Origin of the sequence: Coprobacillus cateniformis (assembly GCF_009767585.1) — a bacterium.
GTDB classification, from domain to species: domain Bacteria; phylum Bacillota_I; class Bacilli_A; order Erysipelotrichales; family Coprobacillaceae; genus Coprobacillus; species Coprobacillus cateniformis.
In genome coordinates this window covers 380,101-404,568 of record NZ_WSNW01000001.1, presented here as the reverse complement: position 1 = coordinate 404,568, position 24,468 = coordinate 380,101, and the positions used below count along the sequence as shown (strand labels likewise).

Below are 24,468 nucleotides of genomic sequence, written 5' to 3'. Positions count from 1 at the left end.
TATTGATATAGAAAAGGTATTTTACAGAGAATAAAAATACGAAGTCTATATAGTTTGTGAAATACAAAAAAGTCCTGAATAAAGGAGTGAAAAATATCAGGAGATAAATAAAGAATAAAGATAAATATAGAAAAGTGTAAAAATGTATATAAAATTGGTAAAAGTGAAGAATTTACAAATTTTTGAATGTCGAATATTGTAGAATAAAAGACAAATTAATGCTTTATTTGTCATTTTAAAGGTCGTTTTGCGCCTAGATATTGCAAAAGTGCTTGAAAAAGGGTATTTCGTATATAGGGGAGGTATTTATATGAAAGTCACATATCGTGAAGATTCAAAGATGAATCACTATGAAATGCAGTTAGTTGTTCATCCAAAGAATAGGAGACTGGCAAAATTACTAGCGAAACAGTTTAAAGAAACGCTTGGAGAAATTGAAGTTTTGGATGAATATAGAAATAAATATCCTTTATCATTATTAGCAGTTTATTATTTTGAAATGGTTGATCATAAAATGTTTGTTTATACAGAAAATGAGGTTTTTCGGCTTCATTGTGTAACAATGGCTGCCTTAAAGGAAGCTGTAGAATCTTATGGTTTTTATCAGGTTAATGTGAGGACACTTGTCAATGTGAAGCATGTTGTAAAATATAAAAAACAAAAAGGATGTCGTCGCCAAATGATCTTAGATAATGGTGATAGATTAATTTCAAGTCGTCATTATCGTGAAGAATTTGATCGTATGATAGAAGAACGACATGAGTCAAGAATTCTTGAAAAAGACCCAGATAATCTGAGTCATGAAAAGTAATGATGAATTTTATTACGTGGATTTTTGTGGGACATAATTTCTTTTTGTTTATGTGCTGACATATGAGTATAAATCTGGGTTGTTGTGATGGAACTGTGACCAAGAATTTCCTGAATATATCGAATATCTACATCTTCTTCTAACATCATTGTTGCAAATGTATGTCTAAACATGTGTGGAGTAATATGTGAATCGATATGAAACAGATGACAGTATTTAACAATCATAAAACGAATAGATTGTTCAGAGAGATGATGCCCTAATCTATTAATAAAAAAGTAAGGGCTTTTCTCAATTTCATCTTGGAAAAGTCTTTGATAGGATAGTAGAGATTGAATGAGATTTTGATTATCAATATAGATAATTCTCTCTTTACTTCCTTTCCCATTAATAATGATGGTATTCTCACGAATAAAAACATTTGATTTTAAAAGATGGGAAACTTCACTGACTCTTATCCCTGTACAAATTAACAATTCTAAAATAGCGATATCTCGTGTAATAACACGATTTGATGTTTGTTTGGAATAAGCATAAAGAGACTGGTAGAGATGGTTTAATTCATGAAGTGTAATTGTTTTTGGTAAGCGTATGGGTTCTTTAAAGCGATAATCTATTTTATGAAATGGATTTTCTTTTAAGAAATCCTGTTTTTCTAGATAAGTATAAAAAGCTTTAATAGCAGCAATCTTCCTTTTCACAGTTCTTGGTTTATATGTTGTATGAAGTTGTTGGATATATACAGATATATCTTTTTTATTTTTTAAGTTTTTAAACTGCATATAGGTGTAAAACTGGTTAAGGTCAATCCGATAGGCTTTTAGTGTTTTGCCAGTCAATCTCTTTTGATATTGACAATAATTTAAGTAATTTTCTACATGTTTATATTTCATTTTTGTATCCTCCTAATGATATTGCTATATTAGTATGACAAATTTTGACAAAAAAATGAATGGTATGAGATAAGAAAATCATTAAATATTGTCATTAATACGACAATACCAAAAATAAATAAAACAATATATAATGTAAAAGTATAATATTATAGATGGTTTGTAGTTCATATGTTATCTTCATCTTTAGTAAAAATGTGTATATATGGGTAGTTATCCTTGGGGAGGATGACTTTTCTTTTATAGGGTGTTATCGCAATAAAGATAATATTAATATTTGAAATTCCTTTTATAGTAATATATAGGAGGAAATTGTATGAAAATTAGTTATGATCCGTTTTGGAAAACAATTAAAGACAAAGGACTTAATCAATATATACTCATCAATAAGATGGGTGTAAGAAGTAGTTTAATCCATAAATTGCGACATGACTTAGATATCCGTGTCTCAACTTTATCAGATTTATGTGAATTACTTCAATGTAAAATTGAGGACATTGTTGAATTAAAGGAAGAATAGTTTTTAAGCATAAAATTATAATAACTATAATAATAAGGATAACCTAAGGGTTATTTTTATTTTTAATGAAAAGATTATTTGGGAAATGTGGAGACTTCTTAAAAAGAATTTCATATCTGAGATTTTTTATGTTTATTTTTATAAACAGAAGTTATAAAACGATAATGAATGATAAATACACGTTTGTGAATTGATTGGTATTGGGAGATAGTTATTATTGTCGAAATATGTTATAAGAAGATTAAGGACTGCCATATACCTCTATAAAATAATAAATATGTAAGTCAAAAGAGTGCGTATGGCAAGATGATTAATAATTTTGTATGCACTTATTTTTATTTTAAGGAGGTCTATGATGAAAGATAAACCATATCCTTTTATAAAAAATCGTTATTATAAAGGGAAACTACTACGTACTGAAGACTTTGAATGTGAACAGAATTATCATGTTCACAAATTGAATATGCAAAATGCTCTATTTTATGGTGAAGGAATTGTTTGTGGTTTAGATATTCAAAAAATTAATCAACAGCGTTTGCTTATTCGTAATGGTGTTTGTATAAATCAACAAGGTGAATTTATCTATGTTCCTTATGATATAGATATTTCTATTGAAGAAATAGAAGGATATGAAACTTTATTAGATTCTAGAACCTATTTATATATTCATTATCATGAAAAGGATGAGGATTTAGTATATGCATCAATGAGTGAACATGAAGATCATTTAGAGAATAACTCTATTCAGGAAACATTTCGTTTATCTTTAGAGTCAAATGATTATCATCAAAATGATACTTTGTTTAGTGAGTGTATCTTATATCAAGATGAAGAATTAAGTATTATTCAAAGGATACCTCTCTATTTAAATTATGATGATCAGTTTCAAATTGAAGTTATTTTAAGAAATAATAGTCTTCATAAACATAGTATATCTTTTGAATATAATCTTGAGAGTTTGGAAATAAAGGATCAAACAACTTATAAAGATATTCATATTTATGGTCAAGTTCAAAATTTAGAAAAGGAAAAGCATTTGTTTTATCCCATTTTTATTCAAAAGACATGTGGAGGGACACAACATGCTCACGTGACCTTGTTGAAGAATAATGCATGGATTATGGTGGATGGACAGCAGTTTTCACTCAATGTGACATATGAAGCTTCATTGCATATTGTTGAGAATATAAAAACATATTTTCAAAAAAAACTTCAATGTCAATCATTGAATGCATTGACTGAATCTCATTTACAACAAAGAGTTGTTCTTGGTTGTATTGAAATCATGAGAACAAAAGAAGATGTTCAAATAATATCAATAGATCAATCATTTGTTCATCGTTTTATGACAGAGCGAATTCGTCATATTGAACAGAATATACGAGATGCTTATCATTTACAAGAAAAGCCTAAAATTCTTGAAACTGTGCAACCTAAAATATCACAAACCATATCATTAAGTGATTATATTTCAACAGGTACATTAGAAATAGAAGTTCCAGAATATGGGCGTCATCAGTTACCCATTATTACGAAAGCTATTCCTTATCAATTAGAAGGCAGTATTATGATTGTATGGTCTATTGAAGAACGTGAACATTTTCGCAATGCAAAAGTGAATCAATATTATTTTGGAGATGCTTACTTATTCCCACAATTAGAACAATATAACTATGAAATTGGTTGTCGTGTGAAAGAATCCATGCAATCTTTTAAAATAGCTGTACGTGCCAAAAAAGGAACACCTAAAAGTACATTGAAACTGCGCTGGTATGCTATAAAGACATCTGATCTTTCACAAGAAGAAAGCGTTTTGCTTCCACGCTTTAAAATGACTCCAGAATTTGTGATTTTAAAACCAGGACAAACACAATACTTTCGATTGGAATTTGCTGAAGAAAAATATAAAGAGTTATGTCAGTTTGTTGTGGAAACACCACAAGGAGGTACGATAGATGAAGATGGAAAATATATGGCTCCAGTTACAAAAGGAATTTATAAGATTAATGCTATTGGAAATGAATCACAACATGTTGCATATGCAATGGTTGTTGTTAAAGGAACATAGAGTTTATGTTGCAAAAGAAACAACTGTTATTTAGTGGCCAGGAAATTAACTGTTATATATATAAAGATAATAATCAAAAATATTATGGATATGAATTTATGGATCAAAATTTATTTTATATTCTTTTGCCTTATCAGGAAAGTTGTTGATGATCAAGGCGTTTTAAGGTATCAAGGAGAGGTTGAACAGGATGTTTGTCAAGGTCAGGGTAAATTATATGATCAAAATGGTCAACTTGTGTATGAAGGAAGTTTTATAAATAATAAATTTGAGGGTGATTTAGGAACATTATATAAAGATGGAGAGGTTTTATATCAGGGAGGATTTCGAGAGAATATGTACCAAGGGATAGGACAGCTCTATCATGATGAACATTATCTTTATCAAGAAGGAAGTTTTATGAATGGTCAGTTAGAGGGTGAAGGAACAGTTTATAAAGAAGATGGAAATATTTTATATACTGGATATTTCTCTAATGGTCTTTATGATAAATCTGGGGTTTTATATGATGAAGATTATAATCGTATTTATTATGCTGGTGAATTTGTCAAAGGGATTGCTGAAGGGCAAGGGAAACTGTTGGATAATACTGGTTTTACATATTATCAAGGGAAAATGCATGAGGGGAGTATTGATTATTCAGCATTTCTAGGAGAATCTTTAGAGACTTTAGAGAATAGTTTTCGTCATCATTATGAAATTTTTATTTATAAAGATATGACTCTCTTTGTTTATCGAGAAGAGAATATTATGTTTATCACTCATAGTCCATTGACTATTCATTATTCATCAAAAAACAATTGAAAGATTTCAATGGACAAGATGTTTTTATTGATGAAGTTGAGTTAGATAAATCATTAGATAAGAAAGATATTCTTATTGATAGTATTTTATTAATGGATTGTCAGTTATTACCTAAAACAAAGGAAGCAAAGACAATTGATGATGTTGATAAAGTAATTGATAAATATCTGGGAGATATGAAAACAGATGTTGAGACCTATTATCCAACCTTTATTGAACTTGTTGAACGTCTTTATGATAAAAAGAGTCTTAATGCAAGTCAACTTGGCAGTTATGTTTATTCTTTTCCATCGGTTCAAAAAACATCATTATCAATGAATATGTATGATATTGAAGATGTCAGATATACTTATGTTTATGCTGATGTTGGAACAATCCAATATGTTTTGATTGAAAAAAGCCCAGAAAGGAAGTCATAATCTATGGACGAAGTAAGTTTCAAACTTTGTGAGTATTTACAAAATGCTTTATATCCAAAGTATATTCATTCTAAAGAAGATGTGTGTTTAACTGCTCCCTATGAATCAGATCAAGGTTATCGTATTGGAATTATGATGTATGATATGAGTGGAATGCCTTTCTTACAACATCACTATAAAGATGAAGGGCAAAATATTCGTTATCCACCTCAATCTGTAGAGCTGTTTTATGTTATTTATTTATCATAAATATATTATATTTCAATATCAAGTTTTTCATTTCATACCATGTTTTGATCATATAAGTGAAGCATCACTTTTAAAACTGAAAGTCCTTCTCGCTATGATATCATATACAGATATCCCTTATATTTTAATCAGTGAAGATTATATTCACATATTAGAAAATTATCACCATATTCCTGATTTTTTATCACAAGGGGAAAAACAAATGATTATAGATAAGTATCCGTATTTACATGATGTTAAAAGAGAACTTGCTGTTTATCACTTGAATATTGCCGATATGATATATTTCATTAAATTGAATACATCTTTGACTCATCAGGATATTATTTCATATTTCTATATGCAGCCAATTGAACAAAAATACTGTACAATGGTTGAAAGTCATTTGAATATGACTTATTGGATTGGGGATGAATCTATTCAAGATAAACTGAATTATTTCCTTTACCTTATACAATATCAAAATGAGGTAAAGAGTGATTTTCAAAATAAGGGCCATTTTTTACAAAAGTCAGTAAGTGCTTTGTTTCATGGAAAAAGTGGAACTGGAAAAACTTATGCTGCTAAAGCCATTGCAGGAGAATTAGGAAGAAGACTTTTGGTTGCCAATCTTTCTAAGATAAATGATAAATATATTGGTGAAACAGAAAAGCATCTGGATGATATTTTTTACATAGCTGCAAGGTATAACTGTATTCTTTTTTTTGATGAAGCAGATGTTTTATTTACAAAGCGTACTGAAGTTCAACAAGCTAATGATAAGTATGCCAATGTTTCAACTGCATATTTGTTACAAAAGATTGAAAATTTTGATGGCATTATCATTTTAGCAACCAATCTTATTCATAATTTTGATGATGCATTTTTAAGAAGATTAAGTATGATTATAAAATTTGAGGAAAGTACTGAAGAAACACGTTATCTTATGTTTAAGGAGTTGTGTTCTCAAGTGAATCATGATTTGGATTATACTACGTTGGCAAGAGTCTATCCATTTTCACTTGCTAGAATTGAACAAATTGTAATGACAGCTTATCTTATGGCAAGACAAAGCAAGCAAATCTTAAACATGGAAATGATGAAGAAAGCAATGCAGTGGGAACTCGCAAAGCAAGGTGAAATATTTGTAGAGAAGTGATAATACATAGATCCTAATATTAGGAAATAGGCAATGATAGAGAATACTCAAGTGAAATGTTTGAGATCAGTGATATTAATGATTTTGAAGATGAATCTTTATGAATAAGAAGACAAATTTTAAAAAAATTATGTCTTTTTTTGCGTTTAAGTAAAAAATCACTACGTTCAAGTAAAAATAATTGTGATATGAGATGAAATTCAAGATAATGAGATTATGGGAAGAGTGTTTTTGAAATCATTTTATAGTATGGGGGTGATGAAAATATTAAAGAAATATAATGTAGCGGTTATTGATGATGATATGAAAAGTATTAATCTTATCAAAGAAGAGTTTATGAAGTTAGATAAAGAGTTGGGTTTGCATTTTATAACAATAGGATACTTAAATCCATTAGAGTATCTTGTAGAAGAAAAAGAATATGATTTTATATTTATAGATATTGATATGCCAAAAATGAATGGTTTTGATTTGGCTAAGAAGATATATGCAATAAATAAAAATGAAAAAATTATTTTTATGTCTGAATCTTTTGATCATATTCTGGAGGGTTATCTTTATAGACCATATGGTTTTGTATTAAAGAATCATTTATTAGCATTAAACTTAAAAAAGAATGTTCAAAAAGTATTAGATATTTTAGATAAAGAGGATATTTATATGACTCTTATTGCTCAAAATGGATATCAAAAAATTTCATATAAATCTATTTTTTATTGTCGTTTAAATGGAAGAACAATTTCAATATTTACGTCTAGTGGTATTTATAGTAAATGTGTGTCTATGCATACTTTAAGTAATGAATTAAATCAACTTGGAGATTTCTTTAGAATTAATAAGAGTGAAATTGTAAATCTGAATTATGTAAAAGAAATCAAGAATCAGCAAGTTATTTTAAAGAATGGTACAGTGTTAATGGCAAGTGTTAGGAAGTGGTTATTGCTAAGGGAGAGATTTTGTAATTATAGGTCAAAAGTTATTTATTAATATGTTATATGAATTTACCTGTAGCAATTTTGATGATATAATTATCATATAAAGATCTCATATTGATTACACTGGTAAAAACACTATACAAGGAGAAGAAAAATGGGAAGAAATACAGTGGTTTGGAGAAAGTTGTACAAGTTGTCAGATCAATTACAGAAGTTAAAGCCATGGGAATATATTTGGAGTGGTGATTATATTTGTATCGAATTGGCACCTGATGATGTTGTGTATTGTATTGTTATGGGAAGAAATGGAGATTGTATTGGGCTCTCTATTTATGAAGGGGAAGAAGGCTATGCTGATTTATGTAGTTTGTCTCGTGAATATGATGATCTTGAGGTTACAAAATATTTAATGTTTGAACAGAATTGTTTGACATGGTATATGGGTGATAGAAGTGAAGTGCCTGCTGAACAAAGAGCTATAATTAAGAATTTAGGATTAAAGTATAGAGGAAGTCAGAATTGGCCTTATTTTATCAGTTATGAGGCACAATATTATCCTAATTCTATTAATGAAGAAGAAGCAGAAAGATTTGTTCAGATTCTAGAAAGATTATTAGATATTTTAGAGGAGTATATTCATAATCATATTGATGTTCAGTTCGAAGATAATGAAATGATATATGCACATCAAAAAGATGAACAATGGATTTATGAATCTATGAGTGTACCCTATGATGTAGACAAGTTCATGCCTATTGAGTTAACTGATTCTGGATTATATGAGGAACTTGAAGAAAGAGAACAAATTAATCAAAACTTATATATTGATTTGTTATATCTGAATACAGTCATTCAAGATGATGATTTTAAAAAACCTGCAAATGCATTAATGTTTATTGTTGTAGATGAAGAGACAGAAGTGATAATGCATGGAGATTTATTAAAACCTGGTGATGATGAAATAGAAGTTGTATTAAATTTCTTTATTCCTTTTATTTTAGAAACAGGGATACCAAAGAAAGTCCATGTTAGAAATCCTAATGTTCATGCTGCAATAATCGATATTTGTGAAAGATGTCATATCCAAATAGATATGGGGAATATGGGTGTTGTAGATAATATTATTGATGAAATGAAAGAGATTATGTAGTGGTTAAGCTCAGTTCTAAAAAGAATTGAGTTTTTTCTTTTATAAAATAGTTATTGTAAAACTGGTTTTAGGAAATCTGTATAAAGTTGTGTTTAATATTTTAAATATCTCTTTATGTTATTAATTAAGTTATAAGTTTCTCAAAATGATAATTACCATCTATCTACCCAGTATGATAAATTATAAGGTATGAAATTAAATTTATTTAATAATAAAAGGATATATTCAATTGAAATATCCTTTTCCACTTATACACATTATCTCTAAATGTATGTTATTTATTTTTTAATAAATTTGGTTTTTCTGGTTCATAAATAAACCACCAAGATGGATATCCTGAAGAGATACCTGCCACACTAAAACACATTGAACCTAAAGTTTTTCTAATCATACCTAATAATTTTTCCACTAATATTTCCTCCTTAACATTAATATAATTTCAATAATAAGTGTAATAACTAATGCATATGCAAAAACATTATTAAAAAGTAGAGATAATGTGAAGACAATTACAATTATAAGGTGTATAAATAAATTTTTTTCTAAAGATAAATAATAATGTAATAATACTAAGGGTAAAAAAAAGAAAGCATAATATATTTGAAATTCTGTTTCATGTAAAAGAAAACTGGAAACTGTAATCATCAGTGTTGATGAGATATAACATTGATAAAATTTTTTAAAATGAAAGCTTTTATGCATGGCTCTAATAGGGATAAAACATATATTAAATACTATATATTCATAAACCCAATGGAAATATATACAAATGATAAGAGCACTTAAAGATGTCATAGTCGTTGAAAGGATTGCTTCTAATCCATAACTAATCATTTCAACATTATCATTAATTTTGGTTTCACCAGCAATTATAAGTGCTAAATGATTTGCCATTTTATGCAAATATACCCCTCCTTAATATGAACATACTTGAATTATATTATGATATTACTGTTAAGTATTGTGATTAAAGAAAATGACATTTTTAGCGACAATTTTGCACTTAAATGGTATAATATGGAAAAAAGCGGTAAGGTGATGTGTATTATGAATGAAATTAGTGATTTAATTATTGTAATTTTAGAAAATTTTTTCTTGGTAGGTATTTTACAATTTTTATGTTTGCGAAAAAAATGTTTTAAAGAAATTTTAATAGTAGGATTAATACTTGCATTAGAGGCTCTGTTTTTGACACGTTATTTGATATCTGAAGAAGTAAAATTGATATTGCCATTAATAATATTATTTGTTTATTCTATTTATTTAACTAATGGATTAAAATTAAGAAATTTTATATTGGTGCTTTCTATATTTATTAATTTAACTATTGTTAAAAGTTTAATTATTTTAATGATATGTTTAATTAGTGAACAAAATTTTATGCAACTTGCAAATGATTATGGTAATTTAGCTTTCATGTCATTCTTAAGTATAATAGTTTTAGGTCTAGAATATTTTTATTTAGAGCATAGAAATATGCAGAATGTATACTTTACAAAGAAAGCAAGTATTGTTTTAGTTATGTATACACTAATTACATTAGGGGTTGTTATGTTTGCTTTCTTAGAATATATCAATCATAGTATTTTATGGAGATTTTGCTTTTTTATAGTGGTCTTTTGTATGGCTATGCTATTTATGACATTATACCTATGTATATTAAATGGAAAATACTATGAAAAGAATCTTGAACAATCATTAAGATTAGAAGCTTATGATTATGAAGATAAATATATAGATGCTATTACTGAAAGAACAGTAGAATATAATAAATTAAGACATGATATGAAGAATCATTTTGATATAGTAGAAAGAATGATTAATACTTCACATATTCAAGAGGCAAAGGATTACATGGAACAGATATCTTTTGATCAAGGTGAACATTATGTACATGTGAATCATTTAGTGTTGAATTATATATTAAGTAACAAAACAAAGTTAGCAAAGAGTCATGGTATTGACTTGTGTAGTGTGATTATAGGGAAACCAGTAACGTTTATAGCTGATGTTGATTATAGTATTTTAGTTGGAAATTTATTGGATAATGCAATTGAGGCAACTATAGAGGCTAAAGAAAATGAAATCAATCTATGTTTATCTTTTTATGAAGATAGGTTTGTTATTGAGGTGAAGAATTGTGTGGTAGATAAGCCAAAATCTAAGCAACTTCTCACAAATAAGAAAGATAAGAGTAAACATGGTATAGGTTTGAAGAATATTAAAGATATTGTAGAAAAGTATAATGGACAAGATGTTATTGAAGTTAATGGAAATGTCTTTTATCATATGTGTATATTGTATAAGGTGGATGAGAAATGAGAGAATTGAGATTTATATGTATTGAAGATGATCAGTTATTTATGCATAAGATGATAGATAGCATAAAAGAGTATTTTCAAAGAGAGGAGTTTGAGGTTGTTTTTGAAACTTATCAGGACATTCCTAAATATTTGAATTTAAAGGGAATCCATGCTTGTTTTTTTGATATTGAAATTAATGATAAAAATACAATTGATTTAATAAAAGATATAAGAGATAGAGAGATAGGTGTACCAGTTATTGTCGTTTCTCAACATAAAGATTATGTCTTTGAAACTGTTCATTTACAGATCTTTGATTATATTCGTAAATCTAAATTTGATGAAGAAATTGAACATGCACTGGTTAGACTTCAAAGCAAGATCCATCATACATTAACAAGTGTTGTGTTTAATTATGAAGGTAGGATAATGGAAATTCAATTTAGTGATATTTTATATATACATATTAAAAGTCATCATTTTGTTATTCATGATATATATGGAATGGAAAAAGAGATTTGGAAAAATTATGATGATATTTTTGTAAAGAATTCTACTCTGATTAAGGTTCATAAATCATATGTTATCAATATACATTATTGTGAGAGAATTAATAAAAATAATGCCTTTTTAAAAGGCTGTGATAAAGCGATTCCTATTAGTACAAGAAATTATAATTATGTAACAACTAAATTTGCATTAAAGCATAGTTTCATAAAATAAGATGAATTCTTATTTTATGGAGCTTTTTTTGCGTTTAAGTGAAATATAGCAACGGTTAAGTAAAAAATGTTGAAATTTGTAAGGGGTATCATAGATAATGAATGTATACATATTTAAATTATGTATTAATCTTTTATTTATGAAGAAAGGAGAGATTAAATTTGGATTATGTTACATTATTGAGTTATATATTTTCATTTGTAGGCATTATATTAGCATATTTATATTTTTTATATCAAAAACATATATTTTCTAAAGTAATTGCTTATATAATAATTCTCATATCTTCAATATTAATAGTAATATTTTCAATGAATTTATATAAATATTATATTGATATACAAAATAATACTGATAGTAATAATAGTTATGAATGTATAGTACATGTTAAAGAAGTGAATGCAATTTTGCAGACACGGATTGGGAAATTTAATATGAGTGAGAACTTAGATAAAAATCTAGAATATTCATATTTAATTAATAATTATACTAATGAAAAAAAATCATATAGGACAATTAATAAGGGAGATATAATTTTTAAAGATGTTTTAAATACAAACTATACTCTCTATTTAAAATATCAAGATATGGATGAATATATTACAAATATAGATTTGAAAATTGATGAAAATTATTTAATTGGAAATGTATATTTAGATACTAATAAACTTAATAATAAATTTCTTCAAAATATATACTTTACAAGAAATAATGAGTTACTTAATAATACAAAAGTGTCACTTATTAGTAGAGGAGATGGAGAAATTTATTCAGAACTTACTGATTCAGATGGATCTCTGCATTTGAGTTTTGATTTTAATGATAAACTAGAATTTTATTTTTCAGTTGGAGATGGTGAAGCATCAATTGCAAAAATAACGTCTTCTGATTTGAAAAATAATAAGGACTTAATTATTAACTTTTAAATAAGAAAGGAGAAGATGAAATTGTTGTTTAAAGATTATGTATCTCTAATAATTCCATTGATTGTAATTATAGTAATGTCAACTTTTTTCTTATCAAATAAGAAAAAATATCGAATACATATTTTTTTATCAATAAATATTATTTTTCTTGTTATAATAGTTATTTTAAATTATCAATTAACTAATTTTAATAATGTTAAAATTTCTTTAGACTCATATAATTATGAGCCTAAAGAAATAGAAAAAGATAATCCTGAGTACAGTCAAAAGAATGTGGGTATCTTAGTGAATGAGTTGAAATACTATGTTATTGATTTTGATAATAGCAAAAGTTGTCTACATGTTAGTGTAAATAAAAAAATTGAAAATGTCTTTCTTATATCAAGGATAACTAACAAAGTGTACACTGATTTTAAAATTACTCATGATTGGGTATTTCCAGAAGAAAATCTTTACACCTTTAAGCAGATTCCTTTAGGAAGTTATAAATTTGTAGCTGATAATAAAAATACTGATTATAAAGTGGAAGAAATTGATATAAATTTATATCCAGAAAACTATCCATTAAATCAAGTTTATTCTGATATTGCTGTCCATTCTATTTCATTAGTCAAAAAAAATAGTCAGATAACTGCTCAATTTAGTATAAAATTTGTTGATAAAAATGGAAAACCGTTAATTGGTAGACATATTAGTTTAGCAGTAGAAAATTTTCAAAATGAGTTTATTGGTTTTTCAACTAATGAAGATGGGTATATCTTTAAAAAGTACATACAATTAGATAATAATCCTATTTATATTTGTGATGATGAAACTTCTAAAGTGATTAAGTTAGACCATATTATTGATGGGAAGGAGTATGTGATAAAATTATGATGTTAGTTGATGAATTTACATATTTTCTGATTTTAATTTCAATAGTATCAGCATCTATGGGATTCTTATTTGAAATATTTGAAGTTGATAATATGAAGAAATTATTTTTTAATATAATATTTATTGTATGTGTGTGTCTATATTATTTTTTTATTATTAGTGATCAAAGTTTAATAAATTTAAGTTTAATTATTATTTTATTTTTAATCCACTTTATTTCAACATTGTTGATAGCAAAAAAATATAAATTATTAATATTTATAGTTGTTTGTTTAATGCTAAGTGGAATTTCTTATCTTAGTTTTATTTACATAGATTATAACTATTTTATTAGTGATGTAAAAAGTGGTTCCTTAAGTATAGATATTGGAGACAGGTGTGGTGTAATATCTGTAGCACATAATATTGAATTACAATACTTGTATAGAAACATAGATGATGTTAAATATGTGAAACTAACATCATACTTAACTCAAATGAATTACTATGCAGAATTAAGAAATAATAAGCAATGGTATTTTGAAAAAATACCTGCACATAAATTTAAAATTACTATAAAGAATAGAAGTAACTTTACTATAGTAGACGATGTAGACTTAACAGATTTAAATGATGGATTTCAAGAAGAATTAGCGTTTTCGTCTAGTAAATATAATGATACAGAATACATTACAGTTGATGTATATTTTATTGATAAAAATAATGAAAAAATAAATGTTGATGACATTTCTATTTCTCTTATGAATGGAAATAAAATAGAAAAATTATCATGCATTAACGGACAAATAATAGATTTCTTAACATTAAAGGTTAATGAGAATTATAGCATGTCTTTTTCATATAATGGTAAACAATATGAAAAAAGTTTTAACGTAAATAATCCAAATATATATATTTCACTATAATTATTGAAGAGGAAAGTAAGTTATAAATAAAGATTAATTAAGAGGTACTATAAAATAGTTAAGAATTGTCCTTCATTGTATTAAAAACTTTATGATATAATAAAAATATGCTCTTCATTGTATATATTAATATTAACTGATAAGTTAAATCAAGTCGTGAATATCCATGTTATTTATAATAAAAGTATGTAAATGTCTACTTAAAAAAACTATCCTAAAAAGCACAATTCATAGCTAAAAGCAATCAATTTGATTACTTTTTTTGAATAATTCATTCCATATATTTCCATAATATGTATACTAAAAAGTAGACATTAAAAAACTTGTCATTTTATGTTTGAATTGTCAAATAAATTCATATATAATAGCGAGGAATGTTGTTTTACGCAATTTAATATGTTAGGATATAACTTGGGAGATGGATAGAATGTTTCATAAAGCCTTTGAAAATAAAATGTATAAAGAGCATAGAGAAAAGATATTAATGTCTTTAGATCTATGTATTGTATTAATATCATATGTCTTAGCAAGTTGGATAAAAAATGATTTTCAGCTTTCATTACATATGATAATAAATGCTTCAACAATATTGACAATGATGTTAATTATCTTGCTGATCTATGCATTAAGCTTTTATATCTTTAAAGTATATAAGAGTTTATGGAAGTATATTGGTGTTGATGAATTATTGAGATTGACTTTATCAAGTGGATTTGCAACTGTGATTATTATGTTAGGGTCAATGGTTTATTTTAATGTTCCTTCACTTGTAAGTGTAGAATTTATTGCAGGTATTTTTTCACTGATTCTTATGGCTGGCTTAAGAGTTGGATATCGTATGTTGCGAAGAATTGAAATGCAAAATGGGAATGATGTTGCAAGTAAAAGAGTAATTATTATTGGAGCAGGTGATGCTGGAAATCTTTTACTGAAAGAATTGGCACAAAATAATACCTTGAATTATAAAATCATTGGATTTGTTGATGATTATAAAAAGAATATCATGATTGGTGGTTATAAAGTTATTGGGACTACTCATGATATACATGCGTTAAAAGAAAAACATAATTTAGATGGTGCTTTAATTGCAATTTCACATGTGAATCAAATAGATTTAAGAAGAATATATGATGAGTGTATTGGTGCTGGATTAGAAACGAAAATTATGAATTTCCAATTTAAAAACAATACACGCAATGGTAATTTGGTGGCTGATATTAAGATAGAAGATCTTCTTGGAAGAGGGGAGATACATCTTGATCAGACTGAAATTAGTTCTTATTTGTCAGATAAGATTGTTGCAGTTACAGGTGCTGGTGGAAGCATAGGTTCTGAATTGTGCAGACAAATTGTGAAATTTCAACCAAGAAAACTGATTATGATAGATATTAATGAAAATTATCTTTATATGCTAGAACAAGAGTTTAAACGTGATATAGCTCATGAAAAGATGAGTGAGAACATTGAAATTAAATCATTGATTGCTTCTATTCGAGAAAAGAAAGCTATTGATGAGATATTTGCAAGATATCAACCAGAAGTTGTTTATCATGCAGCTGCACATAAACATGTACCACTCATGGAGACAAGACCTATGGAAGCGATTAAGAATAATGTGTTTGGTACAAATAATGTTATTCATTCATGTATTGAGCATAAAGTCAAGAGATTTATCATGATTAGTACTGATAAAGCTGTCAACCCTACAAATGTTATGGGGGCTACAAAACGTATGACAGAAATGCTTTTGCAAGCAAATGGACATAATGGAGTTACTAAAATGGCAGCTGTTAGATTTGGTAACGTTCTTGGCTCAAATGGTTCTGTAATTCCTATTTTTAAAGAACAGATTGCTGAAGGTGGCCCTGTGACTCTGACGAGTAAGGAAATTATTCGTTATTTCATGACAATACCTGAGGCTGCTCAATTGGTTTTACAAGCTGGTTATTATGCGAACCAAGGCGATATATTTGTATTGGATATGGGCGAGCCAGTCAGAATCTTAGATTTAGCAGAAAAGATGATTCGATTAGCTGGACTTACACCCTATGAAGATATAGAAATTAAAGAGATTGGGTTAAGACCAGGTGAAAAAATGTTTGAAGAATTACGTCTTGATGGTGAAGATACAACAAGAACAAAAAATGATCTTATCTATAAAAATGCTGCTATGAAAATAACACCAAAGGAAATGGATGAGAGATTAGAAATTCTACATAAGTTATTAGCTAAAAAAGATGTTTCTCCTGCAGAAATAAGAGAAACAATTCTTGATTTAATTATTTCTGACAAGGCAATGTGTCACTCGTGAAACTTGCCTTGAAAGGTTGCATTAATTTGTATTTTGTAGTATTATGTTGATAATTAAAATAGTTGATTTTTTTTAAACTATTTTAATAAAGGATAATAGCTAGTTATCCTTTATAAATAGGAGTGCTGTTGGGTTGAATCGTTGCATTGTCACGTTTGTCCTGAAGTATGGTCATAGATGTGATAAGTTGAACATATTGAATAAGTTCAATAGGCGAAGCCTACCCTCTTATATGAGGAGGTAATTGTATGAACTGGTATGTCATACAGGTAAGAAGCGGTCATGAAAGAGAGATTGCTGATAAATGCCGTTTTCTGATTTCAGATGATATATTAAAGGAATGCTTTATTCCTGAATATATTTGTAAAAAGAAATTCAGAGGTGAATGGCACGATGTCAGAAATGTCCTCTTTAGAGGATATGTATTTCTGATCAGTGACCATATTGATGAGCTCTTTAATGAGCTGAAGAAGATACCTGACTTTACCAAGGTGATTGGAAAGAAAAAGGAAACAATCTATCCGTTAAAGGATGGAGAAGTAGAATTTCTCAAGACATTTGGAAAAGATGATCATATTGTCGATATGTCAGTAGGATTTATTGAAGGCGATAGAATTCATATCACAGAAGGACCACTACAGGGCAGAGAAGGTTTAATAGCAAAGATAGACAGACATAAGCGAATTGCTTATATCAGTGTGAACATATTCAATGAAGAGACAACAGCCAAAGTCGGTTTAGAGATTATCAGCAAGAATTAATTGATTCTTGCTTTTTTATTGGGAGGAAATATGTATAGAAACTGTATAAAGAGATGTATAGATTTTATATTGTCACTGCTTGGTCTTATCTTACTCAGTCCTATATTTCTCATTCTATGTATCTGGATTAAGCTGGACAGTAAGGGACCTATTCTTTTTAAGCAGAAAAGAGTTGGTAAGAAAAAGGAATACTTCAACATACTGAAATTCAGAACCATGTTGATTGATACACCAAGCGATATGCCTACACATATGCTGAGCAATCCAGAGCAGTATATAACAAGAGCAGGAAAATTCTTAAGAAGGACATCACTAGATGAACTGCCACAGATTATAAATATCCTCAAGGGAGAAATGGCAATCATTGGACCAAGACCGGCCTTATGGAATCAGGAAGATTTAATAGCAGAAAGAGATAAATATCAAGCTAATGAAATCAAGCCTGGATTAACAGGATGGGCACAGATCAATGGACGAGATGAACTGGAGATAGACGTAAAAGCAAAGTTAGATGGAGACTATGTGAAGAACATGTCTTTTTTATTTGACTGTAAATGTTTCCTTGGAACAATCACATCAGTATTAAAATCTGATGGAGTTGTAGAAGGAGGAACGGGAGAACTTCATAAGGAGGAGCCCTTATGAAAAAGATATTAATTACAGGAAAAGATAGTTATATAGGAACGAACTTCAAGAAATATCTTGAACAATATCCTGATGACTATTATGTGGAGGAATTGGATGTCAGAAATGAGAGTTGGAAAGAGTTTGATTTTTCTCAGTTTGATGTTGTGTATCATGTGGCTGGTATAGCACACATGAAAGAAATAAAAGAGAATGAGCAACTTTATTATACAGTCAATAGAGATTTGGCTTTATATATAGCAAATAAAGCAAAAAAACAAGGGGTTCATCAGTTTATATTCATGTCTTCGATGAGCGTCTATGGATTGATATATTCAAAAGAAAAGATAACGCAAAACACTGCATGTCAGCCTAATACATATTATGGAAAAAGTAAATATGAAGCTGAACAGTTATTAAATGATTTGAATGATTCAGAATTCAAAGTATGTATAGTAAGACCACCAATGGTATATGGAGAGGATTCACCAGGGAATCTGACAAAACTATTGAAAGCAGTCAGAAAATTTCATATATTTCCTACAATTAATAATCAGAGAAGTTCAATTACAATTGGTAAGCTCTGTCAAGAAATTAGGAATTATATTGATAAAGGTATTAATGGAATATATTTACCACAAGATGATGAATATATGTGTACCGTAAATATAGTCAAAAAGAAGATGCAAAATGAGCAAGTAAAAGTTATATATATATCAATATTTAATCCAGTTATTCGATTTATGATTGGAAAAAACAAACTCATAACAAAATGTTTTGGAGATTTAAAATATGAAGAATAAAAAAAGAGTGTTATTTGTCGCTCACATTGATAATCATATACAAGCTTTTCATATTCCATTTTTAAAACTATTTAAAGATAATGATTATATAGTGGATGTAGCTTCAAATGGAAATTCTAAATTTAAATATTGTGATCATAAATATAATTTACCTTTTCAACGCACCCCTTTTTCACTGGATAATTTAAGAGCATATACCCAATTAAAAAAGATATTGAATGAAAACAATTACGATATCATACATTGTCATACTCCAGTTGGTGGGTTTATTACACGTCTAGCAAACAAGAATTGTAATTATTATGAAGATACCAAAATCATTTATACTGCTCATGGTTTTCACTTTTTTAATAATAATAATTTTTTTAAAAATTTCTTATTTAAAAATATAGAAAAGTATGCCGCTAAATATACAGATATATTAATTACAATTAATCAAGAAGACTATAATGCAGGTCAACATTTTCAATTAAAAAATAATGGAAAGTTATTTCTAATTCCTGGTGTTGGTATTAATTTAGACTATATTAATCAAGTTCGATTCAACAAAAATACCTTTATGAATAGTTTGAATATTCCTATTGAAAGTAAAATATTATTATCTGTTGGTGAACTCAATACCAATAAAAATCATATAGTTGTTTTAAAAGCCTTGAAAACACTTCCTCATTATTTTCATTATGTTATTTGCGGTGATGGAGATAATAAAACTAAATTATTAAAAGAAATACATCATTTAGAATTAGATGATCGAGTTCATATATTAGGTTATAAAAAAAATATATATGAAATCATGAAATGTTGTGATTTCTTTTTATTTCCTTCAAAAAGAGAAGGATTGTCTGTAGCACTGATGGAAGCGATGGCATGTGAAATGGTTTGTATAGTAAGTAATGTTAGAGGAAATATAGATTTAATTGATAAACATTTAGGTGGATATGTGCTTGATCTTGATAAGTTCACATTAGAATTGCCTTCCATCTTATTACAAAAAGATGATATCTATAACAAAATGATTGATTACAATAAAAAAAAGTTAAATCAATACAGTCTTGATACTATTTTAGAGAAAATGAGAATTATATATGGATTGGAGTAATAGAATGAGTCCCACAATTTCAGTAATTATGAGTGTATATAATGATTCAAAATATTTAGAAAAATCAATTGAATCTATATTGAATCAAACATATAACGATTTTGAATTTATCATATGTAACGATTGTTCAAGTGATGATAGTCTTTCTATTATTGAAAAATATGCTATGTTGGATAAGCGAATCGTTATTATAAATAATCAAGATAATCTAGGATTAGCAACATCGCTTAACAAATGTTTAGATATTGCTAAAGGTGAATTTATTGCTCGTATGGATAGCGATGATATTAGTCTTCCAAATAGATTTAAAGAAGAATTAGATTTTTTAAAAACTCATTCTGAAATAGCTGTTGTTGGATGTAAATGTAACGTTATAGATGATTTAGGTGAAAAGCGAAAAGAATTTCTAATCCATGAAGGTGAAGTTACTTTATTAGATGCAATCAAAAAAACTCAGATTATCCACCCAACAGTAATGATGAGAAAATCTGCTCTTTTAAAGGTGTCTGGATATACAGTTGATGAAAAAACACAACGAGCTGAAGATTATGATTTATGGTGTAAGTTACTTGAAAAAGGTTATAAAATTTTTAATATTGATAGAATTCTTTTTCTTTATAGAGAAGGGATTTCTGGGATTAAAAAAAGGAAGTACAGATATAGAATACAAGAATATCAATTAAAAAAATATTGGATGAAAAAAAAGAAAGTACCTATTATAACGTATTTATATGCTATAAAACCGCTCTTTGTAGGCTGTATTCCAACGGTATTAATGAACATGTATAAAAGGATTAATTAAATATGGATATTTCTATTAAAAAATTAATAAATAAAAACAAAACTACATTTACTATTATAGTTTTAGAGTTATTTACTGTTATTTTAGGTTGTCTTTCTCTATTTATTCATCATCAAAACAGTTGGTTTATGATATTCTTTCTCGTTTCAATACTCCAATTAATCATTCACCTTATTTTTCTTTATGCAAATGAAAAGAAATTTTTTACCTTTCCTATTTTTTTTATGATTCTTAGTTATATTTTTAATTTTGGTCATATTCCGTTAAAAGCATTTGGAACTGAATTTGGTAAAAATGTTTTATATCCTATGTGGTATATTGATTTTCCAACATATCAAAAGTCTGCTTTGTTTGCTTTACTCAGTCAAATGATGATATTTTTTGGTATTTATCTGTTTATCAGATTTACACAAAAAAAAATATTAAATAGCCAAAAGATTTATCATCAGTTACCAAAAATATCATTAAAGACAATTAGAATTCTAGGTTATATGTGTATTGCTATTGGTTTGATTCCAACTCTTTATATTGATATATCCAAGCTTATCTTATTTATTCAAGGTGGTTATACAAACACATTTAATTTAAACATACATGATTTTATAGAAGTTGTTGCCAACTTCTTTAATTTTGGAATCTTTGCATTGATTATAGGCTATTCTAAACAAAGAAAAGTAGCTAATATTATTTTTGTATCTACTATTGGTTATAAACTGATTATGATGTCCAGTGGAGGGCGTGGAGAAGCTATTGTCTTTTTATTAGGACTTTTTATTGTATGGGAAAATTTGGTTATGAATTTATCAGTTAAACAGATTATATATTTATTAATCATTGGATATTTTGGATTAGTTCTTTTAAATTTTATTGCATCTATGCGTAATATACCTTCATTTCAAATTGATAAAATCTTGCATATATTATGGGTATCTTTTTCTGATAATCAAATAGTAACTGCATTATCAGAATTTGGCTCAACTTTCTCAACACTCTGCTTTACAATAAAATCCAATCCCTCTCCAACTTTTGGATTAAATTATATTTTTCCAATTATTCTTGTATTACCAAATATTGCTGGATTTAATTCGGGAGTTGTTAATCAAATGATTTTTACTAAACACATTAATACATTCAATCAGCCTATTGGCGGTTCTTATATTGCAGAATTATTTTATTCTTTTCATTGGTTTGGGTGGATATTTGCTATTGTATTAGGTATTCTTATTGGTTATATCTCATTTAAAATAAGTCAAAGTCAAAAAGATAAAAATTATTTTACATACTTACTATTCTCATATAGTATGCCTCTCCTATTCTTTTGGATTAGAGGATATTTTGGAGCAATTTATAGAGAACTCATTTGGCATGGTAGTTTTGCAATTTGTTTTATATTTGTTCTTCATTTCTTGCAAAAAAAATACCGAAAGGATTTACAGTCATGATTCAATTAAGTATTATCGTCCCAGTATATAATACTGAGAAATATCTAAGAAAGTGTTTAACATCATTGTTAGATCAAGATATTACTAACTATGAAATTCTAATCATTAATGATTCTTCCCCAGATGATTCTCAAAATATTATTAATGAGTTTAATAATTTATATCCAGATATCATAAAGAGTTTTATAAAACCAAATGGTGGGCTTGGAGATTCAAGAAATTATGCACTACCATATGCTCAAGGTAAATATATTATATTTATTGATAGTGATGATTATCTGAAGGCAAATTGTTTAAACCACTTATGTCAATATATGGATAAAAATGATTTAGATATTCTTGTTTACGATTTCATAAAAGTATATGATGATAAAACGATTCATGAAAAAAGTTTAGAAAGTATATCTCAAATAAACTATATTCTTTCTACTCCTAATGCATGTAATAAAATGTTTAAAACATCTTTATTTCAAAAATATAATATACTTTTTCCAACTGAAATTTGGTATGAAGATTTAGCAGTTATTCCAGGATTGGCTAGGTATACTGATAAAATTGGATATCTAAATGAAGGTGTTTATTATTATTTGTTTAGAAATCAATCAATTATGAATCAAGTGAGATATAATCCAAAGATTCTAGATATGATTCAATCAATAAATAATCTATCAAAATATTTGGAAACTAGTTTTTATGCTGAATTAGAGTATTTATCGTTACTTCATTTGTTTTATGGTTCTAGTTTAAAATTAATACCATTTAAAGCATTTAATGAATTAAAAATATGTTTAAATGAGCATGAAAAGAATTTTCCTAATTGGAAATGCAATAAATATTATCAAAATAAACCAATACTTTTTAAAATATATTGCTATTTTTTAACCAAAAGAAATTATACTTTTTGCCAATTATTACTATTCTTAAGAAAAGTTACAAAGAGAGGTTAATTATGCTTTCAATTATTATTCCTATTTACAATGTAGAAGACTATCTGGCAATATGCTTAGATTCTGTCTACCAGCAGAGTCGAAATCATGATATAGAGGTATTTTTAGTTGATGATGGATCCACTGATCATTCTAGTACCATTGCTAAGCAGTATGCAAATGAATATCCTCAATTATTTCATTATCTTTATAAAGAGAATGGAGGTTTAAGTGATGCTAGAAATTTTGCATTATCTTATTTAAACAAAGAATATACTCTTTTTATAGATAGTGATGATTTTCTCTATGAAGACTTTATAGAAATCATAGCAAATATTATTACAAAAAAACATCCTGATTTAATCATATTTGATTATACTCATAAATGGACTAATAAAGAAGAAGTCGTTCATATCTCCCCTATTAATCAAGGATATATATCAAAAAAAGATTATTTATTAATGAATCCTGCCGCATGGAATAAAGTCATAAGAACAAGTATCTTGAAAGATAACAAAATTTATTTTCCAGTAGGTATATGGTATGAAGACCGTGCAACTACAGCAAATTATATTAATTATTGTGAATCATTGTATTATATTAAACAACCTTTATATTATTATAGGCAAAGAGAAAATTCAATTATGAAACAACATTCTTTTCATGAAAAAATGATGGATATAATTATTGCTATGAAGATGTTTGATAAGCAAGTTTCAGATACACAATTTTTTCAAGAAAAAGAATATCTATTTATTAGTAATTTATTATTTCAGAATGCACTAAGACTTATTCCATTACGCAGATATGATGAGATGAAATTAGCCTATAACATTTTAAAGGAAAGATATCCTATATGGAAGCAAAATCACTATTTTAAACAACAGTCGATGGGTTATAAATTAGTTTGTTTCCTTGTGAGTTGGAAATTATATCCATTAAGTAGAATTCTTATTAATACTAAATTGAAAGGACAATAA

At 27.3% G+C, this 24,468-nt stretch carries 26 protein-coding genes; 23 read left to right on the top strand and 3 right to left on the bottom strand.

Features of this window, described 5'->3' with window-relative positions; all coding sequences use genetic code 11:
• Nucleotides 1-310: 310 nt before the first annotated feature.
• Nucleotides 311-811 carry a LytTR family DNA-binding domain-containing protein gene (locus tag GQF29_RS02015; protein ID WP_008788462.1) on the top strand — a complete coding sequence of 167 codons (501 nt, stop codon included), beginning with the start codon at nt 311-313 and terminating at the stop codon, nt 809-811.
• Here the strand turns inward: GQF29_RS02015 and GQF29_RS02010 are convergent.
• Nucleotides 799-1,704 (bottom strand): tyrosine-type recombinase/integrase, encoded by a 906-nt coding sequence (locus tag GQF29_RS02010; RefSeq protein WP_008788463.1) that lies wholly within the window; start codon nt 1,702-1,704, stop codon nt 799-801. The genes GQF29_RS02015 and GQF29_RS02010 overlap by 13 nt on opposite strands.
• Nucleotides 1,705-2,020: 316 nt before the next feature.
• Here GQF29_RS02010 and GQF29_RS02005 point away from each other — a divergent pair, with 316 nt between their 5' ends.
• The 8 genes from GQF29_RS02005 (at nt 2,021) to GQF29_RS01975 (ending at nt 8,987) form a co-directional block, all read left to right on the top strand.
• Nucleotides 2,021-2,224 carry a helix-turn-helix domain-containing protein gene (locus tag GQF29_RS02005; RefSeq protein ID WP_008788464.1) on the top strand — a complete coding sequence of 68 codons (204 nt, stop codon included), beginning with the start codon at nt 2,021-2,023 and terminating at the stop codon, nt 2,222-2,224.
• 355 nt (nt 2,225-2,579) lie between these two features.
• Nucleotides 2,580-4,292, top strand: coding sequence for a hypothetical protein (locus GQF29_RS02000; RefSeq protein WP_160340714.1), 1,713 nt, complete (start codon nt 2,580-2,582; stop codon nt 4,290-4,292).
• 90 nt (nt 4,293-4,382) lie between these two features.
• Complete coding sequence (locus tag GQF29_RS18525; RefSeq protein WP_236916368.1) at nt 4,383-5,096, top strand: MORN repeat-containing protein; 714 nt, start codon at nt 4,383-4,385, stop codon at nt 5,094-5,096.
• On the top strand, nt 5,093-5,515 hold the full coding sequence (locus GQF29_RS18520) for a hypothetical protein (RefSeq protein WP_236916367.1): 423 nt from the start codon (nt 5,093-5,095) through the stop codon (nt 5,513-5,515). The genes GQF29_RS18525 and GQF29_RS18520 overlap by 4 nt, the downstream gene beginning before the upstream one ends.
• Before the next feature lie 3 nt (nt 5,516-5,518).
• Nucleotides 5,519-5,764 (top strand): hypothetical protein, encoded by a 246-nt coding sequence (locus GQF29_RS01990; protein WP_236916366.1) that lies wholly within the window; start codon nt 5,519-5,521, stop codon nt 5,762-5,764.
• Nucleotides 5,745-6,902, top strand: coding sequence for an ATP-binding protein (locus GQF29_RS01985; RefSeq protein ID WP_236916365.1), 1,158 nt, complete (start codon nt 5,745-5,747; stop codon nt 6,900-6,902). The genes GQF29_RS01990 and GQF29_RS01985 overlap by 20 nt, the downstream gene beginning before the upstream one ends.
• A gap of 225 nt (nt 6,903-7,127) precedes the next feature.
• On the top strand, nt 7,128-7,889 hold the full coding sequence (locus tag GQF29_RS01980) for a LytR/AlgR family response regulator transcription factor (protein WP_238638493.1): 762 nt from the start codon (nt 7,128-7,130) through the stop codon (nt 7,887-7,889).
• A gap of 102 nt (nt 7,890-7,991) precedes the next feature.
• Complete coding sequence (locus GQF29_RS01975) at nt 7,992-8,987, top strand: DUF7309 domain-containing protein (protein ID WP_117599034.1); 996 nt, start codon at nt 7,992-7,994, stop codon at nt 8,985-8,987.
• Nucleotides 8,988-9,261: 274 nt separating this feature from the next.
• On the opposite strand, the gene GQF29_RS01970 is transcribed toward GQF29_RS01975, so the two are convergent.
• Nucleotides 9,262-9,396, bottom strand: coding sequence for an AgrD family cyclic lactone autoinducer peptide (locus tag GQF29_RS01970; RefSeq protein WP_117769158.1), 135 nt, complete (start codon nt 9,394-9,396; stop codon nt 9,262-9,264).
• The gene (locus tag GQF29_RS01965) at nt 9,396-9,881 is read right to left on the bottom strand and encodes an accessory gene regulator B family protein (RefSeq protein ID WP_236916471.1); all 486 of its coding nucleotides are present in this window, start codon (nt 9,879-9,881) and stop codon (nt 9,396-9,398) included. Before GQF29_RS01965 ends, GQF29_RS01970 begins: the two co-directional genes overlap by 1 nt.
• Before the next feature lie 153 nt (nt 9,882-10,034).
• On the opposite strand from GQF29_RS01965, the gene GQF29_RS01960 reads away from it, so the two are divergent.
• The 14 genes from GQF29_RS01960 (at nt 10,035) to GQF29_RS01895 (ending at nt 24,468) form a co-directional block, all read left to right on the top strand.
• Complete coding sequence (locus GQF29_RS01960) at nt 10,035-11,309, top strand: sensor histidine kinase (protein WP_054689701.1); 1,275 nt, start codon at nt 10,035-10,037, stop codon at nt 11,307-11,309.
• A complete protein-coding gene (locus GQF29_RS01955) occupies nt 11,306-12,013 on the top strand; it encodes a LytR/AlgR family response regulator transcription factor (protein WP_160340713.1) in 708 nt (235 codons plus the stop codon). Before GQF29_RS01960 ends, GQF29_RS01955 begins: the two co-directional genes overlap by 4 nt.
• A gap of 161 nt (nt 12,014-12,174) precedes the next feature.
• Complete coding sequence (locus tag GQF29_RS01950) at nt 12,175-12,939, top strand: hypothetical protein (protein WP_117769161.1); 765 nt, start codon at nt 12,175-12,177, stop codon at nt 12,937-12,939.
• 15 nt (nt 12,940-12,954) lie between these two features.
• Nucleotides 12,955-13,815, top strand: coding sequence for a hypothetical protein (locus tag GQF29_RS01945; protein WP_160340712.1), 861 nt, complete (start codon nt 12,955-12,957; stop codon nt 13,813-13,815).
• Nucleotides 13,812-14,720 carry a hypothetical protein gene (locus GQF29_RS01940; protein ID WP_117769163.1) on the top strand — a complete coding sequence of 303 codons (909 nt, stop codon included), beginning with the start codon at nt 13,812-13,814 and terminating at the stop codon, nt 14,718-14,720. The genes GQF29_RS01945 and GQF29_RS01940 overlap by 4 nt, the downstream gene beginning before the upstream one ends.
• A gap of 427 nt (nt 14,721-15,147) precedes the next feature.
• Entirely contained in the window at nt 15,148-17,031 is a 1,884-nt protein-coding gene (locus GQF29_RS01935; RefSeq protein WP_054689687.1) for a polysaccharide biosynthesis protein, read from the top strand.
• Nucleotides 17,032-17,279: 248 nt separating this feature from the next.
• The gene (gene loaP / locus GQF29_RS01930) at nt 17,280-17,792 is read left to right on the top strand and encodes an antiterminator LoaP (protein WP_054690576.1); all 513 of its coding nucleotides are present in this window, start codon (nt 17,280-17,282) and stop codon (nt 17,790-17,792) included.
• Between the two features lie 30 nt (nt 17,793-17,822).
• Complete coding sequence (locus GQF29_RS01925; protein ID WP_117769211.1) at nt 17,823-18,437, top strand: sugar transferase; 615 nt, start codon at nt 17,823-17,825, stop codon at nt 18,435-18,437.
• Nucleotides 18,434-19,219, top strand: coding sequence for an NAD-dependent epimerase/dehydratase family protein (locus GQF29_RS01920; RefSeq protein WP_117769210.1), 786 nt, complete (start codon nt 18,434-18,436; stop codon nt 19,217-19,219). Before GQF29_RS01925 ends, GQF29_RS01920 begins: the two co-directional genes overlap by 4 nt.
• Entirely contained in the window at nt 19,209-20,318 is a 1,110-nt protein-coding gene (locus GQF29_RS01915; RefSeq protein WP_117769209.1) for a glycosyltransferase, read from the top strand. Before GQF29_RS01920 ends, GQF29_RS01915 begins: the two co-directional genes overlap by 11 nt.
• Complete coding sequence (locus GQF29_RS01910; RefSeq protein WP_117769208.1) at nt 20,305-21,120, top strand: glycosyltransferase family 2 protein; 816 nt, start codon at nt 20,305-20,307, stop codon at nt 21,118-21,120. Before GQF29_RS01915 ends, GQF29_RS01910 begins: the two co-directional genes overlap by 14 nt.
• A gap of 2 nt (nt 21,121-21,122) precedes the next feature.
• Nucleotides 21,123-22,562, top strand: a complete 1,440-nt coding sequence (gene wzy, locus GQF29_RS01905) for an O-antigen polysaccharide polymerase Wzy (protein WP_117769207.1) — start codon at nt 21,123-21,125, stop codon at nt 22,560-22,562.
• A complete protein-coding gene (locus GQF29_RS01900; RefSeq protein WP_117769206.1) occupies nt 22,559-23,509 on the top strand; it encodes a glycosyltransferase family 2 protein in 951 nt (316 codons plus the stop codon). The genes wzy and GQF29_RS01900 overlap by 4 nt, the downstream gene beginning before the upstream one ends.
• Before the next feature lie 2 nt (nt 23,510-23,511).
• The gene (locus tag GQF29_RS01895; protein WP_117769205.1) at nt 23,512-24,468 is read left to right on the top strand and encodes a glycosyltransferase family 2 protein; all 957 of its coding nucleotides are present in this window, start codon (nt 23,512-23,514) and stop codon (nt 24,466-24,468) included.

What these genes read in the sequence shown, in the direction of transcription:
- GQF29_RS02015 (WP_008788462.1), top strand. Translation starts at nt 311, where the DNA reads ATGAAAGTCACATATCGTGAAGATTCAAAGATGAATCACTATGAAATG.
- GQF29_RS02010 (WP_008788463.1), bottom strand. Translation starts at nt 1,704, where the DNA reads ATGAAATATAAACATGTAGAAAATTACTTAAATTATTGTCAATATCAA.
- GQF29_RS02005 (WP_008788464.1), top strand. Translation starts at nt 2,021, where the DNA reads ATGAAAATTAGTTATGATCCGTTTTGGAAAACAATTAAAGACAAAGGA.
- GQF29_RS02000 (WP_160340714.1), top strand. Translation starts at nt 2,580, where the DNA reads ATGAAAGATAAACCATATCCTTTTATAAAAAATCGTTATTATAAAGGG.
- GQF29_RS18525 (WP_236916368.1), top strand. Translation starts at nt 4,383, where the DNA reads ATGAATTTATGGATCAAAATTTATTTTATATTCTTTTGCCTTATCAGG.
- GQF29_RS01990 (WP_236916366.1), top strand. Translation starts at nt 5,519, where the DNA reads ATGGACGAAGTAAGTTTCAAACTTTGTGAGTATTTACAAAATGCTTTA.
- GQF29_RS01985 (WP_236916365.1), top strand. Translation starts at nt 5,745, where the DNA reads ATGTTATTTATTTATCATAAATATATTATATTTCAATATCAAGTTTTT.
- GQF29_RS01975 (WP_117599034.1), top strand. Translation starts at nt 7,992, where the DNA reads ATGGGAAGAAATACAGTGGTTTGGAGAAAGTTGTACAAGTTGTCAGAT.
- GQF29_RS01965 (WP_236916471.1), bottom strand. Translation starts at nt 9,881, where the DNA reads ATGGCAAATCATTTAGCACTTATAATTGCTGGTGAAACCAAAATTAAT.
- GQF29_RS01960 (WP_054689701.1), top strand. Translation starts at nt 10,035, where the DNA reads ATGAATGAAATTAGTGATTTAATTATTGTAATTTTAGAAAATTTTTTC.
- GQF29_RS01955 (WP_160340713.1), top strand. Translation starts at nt 11,306, where the DNA reads ATGAGAGAATTGAGATTTATATGTATTGAAGATGATCAGTTATTTATG.
- GQF29_RS01945 (WP_160340712.1), top strand. Translation starts at nt 12,955, where the DNA reads ATGAAATTGTTGTTTAAAGATTATGTATCTCTAATAATTCCATTGATT.
- GQF29_RS01940 (WP_117769163.1), top strand. Translation starts at nt 13,812, where the DNA reads ATGATGTTAGTTGATGAATTTACATATTTTCTGATTTTAATTTCAATA.
- GQF29_RS01935 (WP_054689687.1), top strand. Translation starts at nt 15,148, where the DNA reads ATGTTTCATAAAGCCTTTGAAAATAAAATGTATAAAGAGCATAGAGAA.
- loaP (WP_054690576.1), top strand. Translation starts at nt 17,280, where the DNA reads ATGAACTGGTATGTCATACAGGTAAGAAGCGGTCATGAAAGAGAGATT.
- GQF29_RS01925 (WP_117769211.1), top strand. Translation starts at nt 17,823, where the DNA reads ATGTATAGAAACTGTATAAAGAGATGTATAGATTTTATATTGTCACTG.
- GQF29_RS01920 (WP_117769210.1), top strand. Translation starts at nt 18,434, where the DNA reads ATGAAAAAGATATTAATTACAGGAAAAGATAGTTATATAGGAACGAAC.
- GQF29_RS01915 (WP_117769209.1), top strand. Translation starts at nt 19,209, where the DNA reads ATGAAGAATAAAAAAAGAGTGTTATTTGTCGCTCACATTGATAATCAT.
- GQF29_RS01910 (WP_117769208.1), top strand. Translation starts at nt 20,305, where the DNA reads ATGGATTGGAGTAATAGAATGAGTCCCACAATTTCAGTAATTATGAGT.
- wzy (WP_117769207.1), top strand. Translation starts at nt 21,123, where the DNA reads ATGGATATTTCTATTAAAAAATTAATAAATAAAAACAAAACTACATTT.
- GQF29_RS01900 (WP_117769206.1), top strand. Translation starts at nt 22,559, where the DNA reads ATGATTCAATTAAGTATTATCGTCCCAGTATATAATACTGAGAAATAT.
- GQF29_RS01895 (WP_117769205.1), top strand. Translation starts at nt 23,512, where the DNA reads ATGCTTTCAATTATTATTCCTATTTACAATGTAGAAGACTATCTGGCA.